This is a genomic window from Halomonas sp. (assembly GCF_041689495.1).
Lineage (GTDB): Bacteria > Pseudomonadota > Gammaproteobacteria > Pseudomonadales > Halomonadaceae > Halomonas.
The window spans coordinates 1-7,312 of record NZ_JBDNGD010000120.1 but is presented as its reverse complement, the minus strand read 5'-3'; the positions used below and the strand labels follow the sequence as shown (position 1 = coordinate 7,312).

Here is a 7,312-nt window from a genome sequence, read left to right as displayed (position 1 = left end):
CCGTCGTCCTCGCCTTCTTGCCCCTCTTTACTTCTAAAACCGCGGTCGATGCCATAGTTGGCACACATCAGGTCGAAGACCGTCGCCGCCAGCATCTCGCTGCCATCGGCCTTCTTCAGGCGCTTGACCGGCAGGCTATGGAACAGCAGGTCATCGGCGGCGCCCACCCCTTCGCCCTTCACATGGTCGAAGTGCTCATGCTCAATTCCCCCGAAGTAGGGGAAGGCGACCCGGGCCACCTCGTCATGGTGATCGGCGAGGCTCAGCAACGGCTTGATTTCGGTGCCCTCGGCGTCCAGCGGCTCGAGATTCCACTTGCCTACCTCGTCCCCGGTCTCGCCCCAGCGAAAACCGATGGAGCCGCGTGGCACGACGAGCTGATCGCGGCTCTCGTCCCAGGCGACGGTCTTCCACTCGGGGTTGTTCGCCTGGCCCAGGCTGGCGTCGAAATCGCTGGCACGCAGCTGGCGCCCCGGGCCATAGCTGCCGTCCTCGCGGGCCTCGAGCTCGACCAGGAAGGGCATGTCGGTGTAGCGCCGCACATAGTCGGTGAAATAGGCGCTGGGACTCTCGAGGTGGAACTCCTTGAGGATGACGTGGCCCATGGCCATGGCCAGGGCGGCATCGGTGCCCTGCTTGGCGGAGAGCCACTCGTCGGTGAGCTTGGAGACCTCGGCATAGTCCGGCGTGATCGAAACGGTCTTGGTGCCCTTGTAGCGCACCTCGGTGAAGAAGTGGGCATCCGGGGTGCGGGTCTGGGGGACGTTGGAGCCCCAGGCGATGATGTAGCCCGAGTTGTACCAGTCGGCGGACTCGGGCACGTCGGTCTGCTCGCCCCAGGTCATCGGCGAGGCCGGCGGCAGGTCGCAATAGAAGTCGTAGAAGCTCATGCAGACGCCGCCGATCAGCGACAGATAACGACTCCCGGCGGCGTAGCTGACCATCGACATGGCGGGAATCGGCGAGAAGCCGACAACGCGGTCCGGGCCGTACTGCTTGGCGGTATAGACGTTGGAGGCGGCGATCAGTTCGTTGAGCTCGTCCCAGTCACCGCGCACGAAGCCGCCCATGCCACGGGCCCGCTTGTATTCCTTGGTCTTCGCCGGGTCCTCGACGATATAGGCCCAGGCCTCGACGGGGTCCTTCTTGAGGTCGAGCGCCTCGCGCCACAGCTTGAGCAAGGGCTTGCGGATCAACGGATACTTCAGGCGATTGGCGCTGTACAGGTACCAGGAATAGCTCGCACCACGCGGGCAGCCGCGGGGCTCATGGTTGGGCAGGTCCGGCCGGGTGCGCGGGTAGTCGGTCTGCTGGGTCTCCCAGGTGACCAGGCCGTTCTTGACGTAGATCTTCCAGCTGCACGAGCCCGTGCAGTTCACGCCATGGGTGCTGCGCACGACCTTGTCGTGCTGCCAGCGCTGACGGTAGCTGTCTTCCCAGCCACGGGACTCCGTGCGCAGCTCGCCGTGGTCGTTGGCGAAGCCCTCGGGTTTCGCCTTGCGGAAGAAGTTCAGCCGATCGATGAAGTGACTCATGGTCGCTCTCCAGGCTCCTCGAAGAAGATGTGACCGCTTGGCCACCCCGCCTGCCGTGCCGCGTGGAGCTCTTGCCGCACGCCAGGCAGGTTCATGGCGAGGATTCTGGGTCATCGATCGGTGAATTGCTGCCTGGTTACCTCCATATACATCGCCTCTACCCCCAAGGGGATAGGGCGGACAGCAAGGATGGGATAAGCCGCGGCCGGGCGCACGACAGGCGATGTGTGCGATGCCTTTGAGGGATCAACCGCGAGCGACTAGGGTATAGTGGGTGATCGACACCCTGGTTCCATCGCCCGATTCCGGAGGGCTTCACTCCCGATGAAGCTGTTGCAACGCTCCCTCGTCGCACGCATCACGGCCTCGCTGCTGGCGATTGCCACCATGGTCCTGGTGAGCATCATCGTCACCATGACGCTGGCGGGCAGCAGTCGTGGTGATGCGGCGGCCATCAACATGGCCGGCTCCCTGCGCATGAATACCTACCAGATCGTCGCCGCCCTGGAGCGCTACCAGCAACAGCCGGATGCCGACCAGCGGGCACGGGTCCAGGCGCTCGGTGAACGCTTCCGCCAGCGACTGGACAGCCCAGAGCTCACCGCTGTGCTGCCGGAGGACGGCGATTCCATCCTTCATGAGCAATACCGGTTGCTGCAAACTCGCTGGGACGAGGAATTGGCCCCTCGGGTGGCGCTTGCCGTCACTGGGGGTGAGTTGGAGATCGATGCCCTGCGTGAGGACCTCGATGGCCTGGTAGGCGACATCGACGCCATGGTTACCCTGCTGGTGCGCAACAGCGCGTCCAAGCTTCGCCTGCTTAGTGTCCTCCAGTTCCTCTTCCTGGGCTTGACCCTGGTGGTACTGGCCATCGCCCTCTATGACTTGCGCCACAACCTGGTCTTTCCCCTGCGCCAGTTGATGGTGCTGGCCCGGGAGGCGGCCCACCGCAAGTTCCACCACCGAACCCGCTTCACCGGTCGAGACGAGCTGGCACTGCTCGGCCAGACCTTCGACACCATGGCCGAGGAGCTGGGGGCAAGCTATGCCGATCTGGAGGCTCGGGTCTCACGCAAGAAGGTGGAGCTAGAGCGCAGCAACAAGGCGATGCAGATCATGCATGACGGCAGCCGCCAGCTCTATGGCGGGGGCAATGACCTCTGCGCCAGCGCCGCCCCGATGCTGCGTCAACTGGAGACGCTGCTCGAGATCGGCCCGATTCGACTGTCCCTCAATGATCCCCTGGACGGTCGGGACATTCCGATACTCGCCACGCATTCGGAGAGCCGTCCGGCCTACTGTCGCGACCACGACTGCCATGCCTGCCTGCTGGATCCGCTTCCCTTGCGCCTGGACGAGAACGAGGATAGCGAATGCCTGCTGTTGCCGGTGAACGTGGGAGAGGAGATGCTCGGTACCCTGGAGATCTGGTACCCGCGGGAGAGCCCCCTCACCGAGAGTACCCGTCGCTTGCTCAACGCCCTGGCCGACCAGCTGGCCACCGCCATCTACCTTCAGCAGCGCATCGAGGAACAGCAGCAGGTAACGCTGATCAACGAGCGAACCATCATCGCCCGGGAGCTCCACGATTCCCTGGCCCAGTCGCTCTCCTACCTCAAGATGCAGGTGGCGCGCCTGGAGCGCATGCAGCAGAAGGACATGCCTTACGAGATCCAGGCGGCGGTCTTCGCCGAACTGCGCACCGGGCTCGACAGTGCCTATCGACAGTTGCGTGAGCTGCTCACCACCTTCCGCCTCAAGCTCGAGGGGGCCGGGCTGCAGACGGCCTTGCGTCAGACGACAGACGAGTTCGCCAAGCGTATGGGGACGCCCGTCGAACTGGTGTTCGACGTTCCTCCCCACTTGCTCAGTCCCAACGAGGAGATCCATGTGCTGCAGGTGGTCCGCGAGGCCCTGGCCAATGTCCACAAGCATGCCCGTGCCCACTCGACCCACGTCAGCATCACCTTTGCCGATGCGCGGATCCGGGTGCGAATCGAGGACGACGGCATCGGCCTCGAAGATGACGGCTCACCCCCCATGCACTACGGCCTGGTGATCATGCGTGACCGGGCCGAGACCCTGGGCGGAGAACTCCGCCTTGGCAATCGTCTCTCGGGCGGCACCCTCGTCGAGCTGACGTTCACGCCCCGGACGGCACGCCTGATCACCCGACAGCCGGCGGTGGAGATGCCGGCGACTACCACCCATGGGAACAGGGAATAACCCGAGATGGCCCAGCCAGAGAACGCCACACCTGCCACCATCCTGCTCATCGATGACCATCCGCTCCTGCGCCGCGGGGTATCCCAGCTGCTTGAGCTCGAGGATGACCTGACCCTGGCCGGGGAGACCGGCGAGCCCGAGGAGGGTCTGCGGCTCGCCGCCGAGCTCGACCCGGACATGATCCTCCTCGATCTGAACATGCCCGGACTCAACGGCATCGAGACCCTCAAGCGGTTGCGCGAACAGGGCTTCGCCGGCCGGGTGGTGATGTTCACCGTCTCGGATCACGAGGAGGATGTGGTGGCCGCCCTCCGGTCCGGGGCCGACGGCTACCTGCTCAAGGACATGGACCCCGACGAGATGGTACGCCAGCTCCGCCAGGTCGCCCTGGGGCGCATGGTGATCAGCGAGAGCCTGACCGCCCTGCTGGCCGAGGCGCTGCGCAGCCAGCGCTCCCGTCCCGCGGCACCCAACATCAGCAGCTTGACCCAGCGCGAGCGCGAGATCCTGCGCGAGCTGGCCGCTGGGCTATCCAACAAGCTGATCGCCCGCAAGCTCGACATTACCGATGGCACCGTCAAGGTCCATGTCAAACACCTGCTAAAGAAGCTCAACCTGCGCTCGAGGGTCGAAGCCGCTGTCTGGGCGGTGCAGGAGGGGGTGGACAAGTAGATCCTCTGTGGATACCTCCAAAGACTCCCGGGCCGGATATCTCGCCTCCTTCCACCGGCCCCGCCATCTCGTAACCCTTTAAAAACAATGACCTGAAACCTCATGCCTCCTACCTCCCTGGAGGTATCCCGCTGTTTTTCCTGAATTTCCGACCCGTTTCGCCGCTTCCCCGCGGGGCGTATCTTTCGCGACAAAGCCCCACGCCTTGATATCGGTCAACCGTGACCGCGGGCCGGGGCCCCACGCAAACGCTCTGAGGGGAAATGCCATGACCAGAAAGAATGCCGACACCCCGCTGGCCTTGCTGAACCCAGCCTATTTCGGCCTGGTGATGGCCACCGGCATCGTGTCGCTGGCAGCCTGGAACCTGGGCATGGCCGGGCTGGGTCGAGTGCTGTTCTGGCTCAATATTCCCTGCTACGGCGTACTGGTTGGCATGTATTTACTGCGTGTCTGGCGTTTTCCGCGGATGTTTCTTGCCGACCTGCTGGACCATAGCCGGGCCCCCGGCTTTTTTACATTCGTGGCGGGTTCCTGCGTGTTGGGCGTACAGGTGCTCGTAATCACTGACAATGCCGCGGTTGCGTGGCCGCTCTGGTGGGTGGGCGTGGTTGCCTGGGTGGCGCTGACCTACGCCATCTTTACAGCGTTCACGGTCAAACGGGACAAGCCGAGCCTGGAGCAGGGTATTAACGGTGGTTGGTTGCTCGCGGTAGTCGCCACCCAGTCCATCGCCGTACTGGCGACGCTGCTGGCGGTCCGCGTCGAACAGCCGGTGCGTATCGAGATGAACTTTCTGGCGCTGTCCATGTGGCTGTGGGGCGGCATGCTTTACATCTGGATGATGAGCCTGATCTTCTACCGCTACGTCTTCTTTCGCTTTTCACCCGACGACCTGACGCCACCCTACTGGATCAACATGGGGGCGATGGCCATCTCTACGCTGGCCGGCTCGTTGCTAATCGAAAACGCCTCGCCCCAGGCACCGAACCTGCTCTCGCTGCTGCCCTTTTTGAAGGGCTTTACCGTATTTTACTGGGCCACCGCAACCTGGTGGATTCCCATGCTGGTGGTGCTGGGCTTCTGGCGCCACGGTTACCGGCGCCATCCTTTCACCTACGACCCACAGTACTGGGGTCTGGTGTTCCCGTTGGGTATGTACACCGTTGCCACGCTGCAGATGGCGGAAGCGATGCAGCTCGACTTTCTGCGGCCGATTCCGGAATACTTCGTCTATGTGGCTCTGTTGGCATGGGGCTGTGTATTCTTCGGATTGCTGCGACGTGTCCTGGGCAGCTTACGCCCCGCCCATCGCTGAACCCACTTACCCTTTTCGAAAACAGGATTAATCCATGCTGAGTGAAGACCAATACCGAACCGGTGCTGCCTGGCGTCATCTGGGCGCCAACACCTTCGCCTTTACCGTGTGCTTTGCGGTATACCCTGCCGGCCAGCGTCTTCCGGGCGCTCGGCGGCTGGCTGTCCGACCGCTACGGTGCCCGCTCGATCATGTACCTGACCCTCATCGCCTCGCTGGCCTGCCTGTTCCCCCTCGCCTATCCCGAGACCAGCTACGTTATCCAGGGCAAGGAGGGTGAGATCTCATTCTCCCTGGCCATGCCGCTGTGGGGCGTGGTGATGCTGACCGTGGTGCTGGGCTTCTTCATGTCGCTGGGCAAGGCCGCCGTCTACAAGCACATCCCGGTCTACTACCCGGAGAACGTCGGCTCGGTGGGCGGCCTGGTCGGCATGATCGGTGGCCTGGGCGGCTTCTTCCTGCCCATCCTGTTCGGCATCATGCTCGACCTCACCGGGGTCTGGACCAGCTCCTACATGGTGCTCTTCGTGCTGGTGGCCGTGTCGCTGATCTGGATGCATGGCGCCATCCGCCGCATGGAACGTGCCCGGGTGCCGGAACTCGGCGAGGAGCGCTATCGCTACCTGCCGGAGCTCCAGGAGCTGGCGGCCCGCCATGCCAGCCTACAGGCGTCCCGGACCGACGCACCGGCCCCGGCCGCATCCCATGTCCCCTCCGGCAACGCCGAGGCCTGAGCCCCCCGCCGCCATCGAATGCCGCCTCCGGGCGGCATTCGTCGTTCAAGCCCAGCCCGACTTGATCCAGGCCAGGAAAATCCGCCGCGACTCGCGCTATAGTGGCATCTGAAATACATCAGTTGGCCGGGTGCGAGAGGGAACCCGGCCGACTTCCGGATGCGAGGTGTCCCCCCAATGTCTCACACCCAGTCCCACAGCCTGGCCCACGAACTCCCTGCCAACCTGGACAAGGCCGTCCGCGGCCGCGGTGCTGCCATTGTCGTCTACATGCTCTTTCTAAGCAGCGTGCTGGCCGTGGTCACCGCGCCCGTCGGCGTGCTGATCGCCCACCTCAAGCACCGCCGCGCGGAACCCTGGGTACAGAGCCATCTGCAGTTCCAGATCCGTACCTTCTGGCTGGGCATGCTGGGCGGAGGGCTGTTCGTCGTCACCTGGCAGCTGCTGGGACTGATGGGCGTGCCGCCCATGGCGCCCTGGACGCTGGGCTATGTCTACTTCACCGCCTGCCTGATCTGGATGGTGGGTCGCTGCGGCGTGGGCATCACCCGCTTGACCTCCAACCAGCCGGTGGCCAACCCGAAGAGCCTGGCCTTCGGCGGCGCCCGGGTGACCCTGGCGGACGCATGAACGAGCGCGCACTGAAACACGAACTGCCCAACCCCGGCTGGGGGCCGCTCTCGGCACTGCCGGGCAACCCGCTGATGTGGGTGCTGATCTTGAGCGAGATGCTGGTCTTCAGCGCCTTCTTCGCCCTTTACGCCGCGGAACGGGTGGCGGCAACGGCACTCTTCGACGCCTCCCAGCGCGAGCTCGACCCGCTGATG

General features: G+C 64.1%; 6 protein-coding genes and 1 pseudogene. 6 read left to right on the top strand and 1 reads right to left on the bottom strand.

Features of this window, described 5'->3' with window-relative positions; genetic code table 11:
- Window positions 1-1,535, bottom strand: a 1,535-nt coding sequence (locus ACESMD_RS03970; protein ID WP_372610533.1) for a molybdopterin-dependent oxidoreductase, incomplete at its 3' end; no start/stop codon positions are given.
- 324 nt (window positions 1,536-1,859) lie between these two features.
- Here ACESMD_RS03970 and ACESMD_RS03965 point away from each other — a divergent pair.
- From ACESMD_RS03965 to ACESMD_RS03940, 6 genes and pseudogenes are all read left to right on the top strand, one after another.
- A complete protein-coding gene (locus tag ACESMD_RS03965) occupies window positions 1,860-3,761 on the top strand; it encodes a type IV pili methyl-accepting chemotaxis transducer N-terminal domain-containing protein (RefSeq protein WP_372610531.1) in 1,902 nt (633 codons plus the stop codon).
- A gap of 6 nt (window positions 3,762-3,767) precedes the next feature.
- Window positions 3,768-4,433, top strand: coding sequence for a two-component system response regulator NarL (narL, locus tag ACESMD_RS03960; protein ID WP_372610529.1), 666 nt, complete (start codon window positions 3,768-3,770; stop codon window positions 4,431-4,433).
- A gap of 268 nt (window positions 4,434-4,701) precedes the next feature.
- The gene (locus ACESMD_RS03955; protein ID WP_372610527.1) at window positions 4,702-5,751 is read left to right on the top strand and encodes a tellurite resistance/C4-dicarboxylate transporter family protein; all 1,050 of its coding nucleotides are present in this window, start codon (window positions 4,702-4,704) and stop codon (window positions 5,749-5,751) included.
- Between the two features lie 41 nt (window positions 5,752-5,792).
- Window positions 5,793-6,485, top strand: coding sequence for a nitrate/nitrite transporter (locus ACESMD_RS03950; protein WP_372610525.1), 693 nt, complete (start codon window positions 5,793-5,795; stop codon window positions 6,483-6,485).
- A gap of 177 nt (window positions 6,486-6,662) precedes the next feature.
- On the top strand, window positions 6,663-7,115 hold the full coding sequence (locus tag ACESMD_RS03945) for a DUF4870 family protein (RefSeq protein WP_372610523.1): 453 nt from the start codon (window positions 6,663-6,665) through the stop codon (window positions 7,113-7,115).
- A pseudogene (locus tag ACESMD_RS03940) lies at window positions 7,112-7,312 on the top strand (cytochrome c oxidase subunit 3 family protein); the annotation flags it as partial. The gene ACESMD_RS03945 and the pseudogene ACESMD_RS03940, both read left to right, overlap by 4 nt.

Coding starts and splice junctions, on each gene's coding strand:
- narL (WP_372610529.1), top strand. CDS start 3,768: ATGGCCCAGCCAGAGAACGCCACACCTGCCACCATCCTGCTCATCGAT.
- ACESMD_RS03965 (WP_372610531.1), top strand. CDS start 1,860: ATGAAGCTGTTGCAACGCTCCCTCGTCGCACGCATCACGGCCTCGCTG.
- ACESMD_RS03955 (WP_372610527.1), top strand. CDS start 4,702: ATGACCAGAAAGAATGCCGACACCCCGCTGGCCTTGCTGAACCCAGCC.
- ACESMD_RS03945 (WP_372610523.1), top strand. CDS start 6,663: ATGTCTCACACCCAGTCCCACAGCCTGGCCCACGAACTCCCTGCCAAC.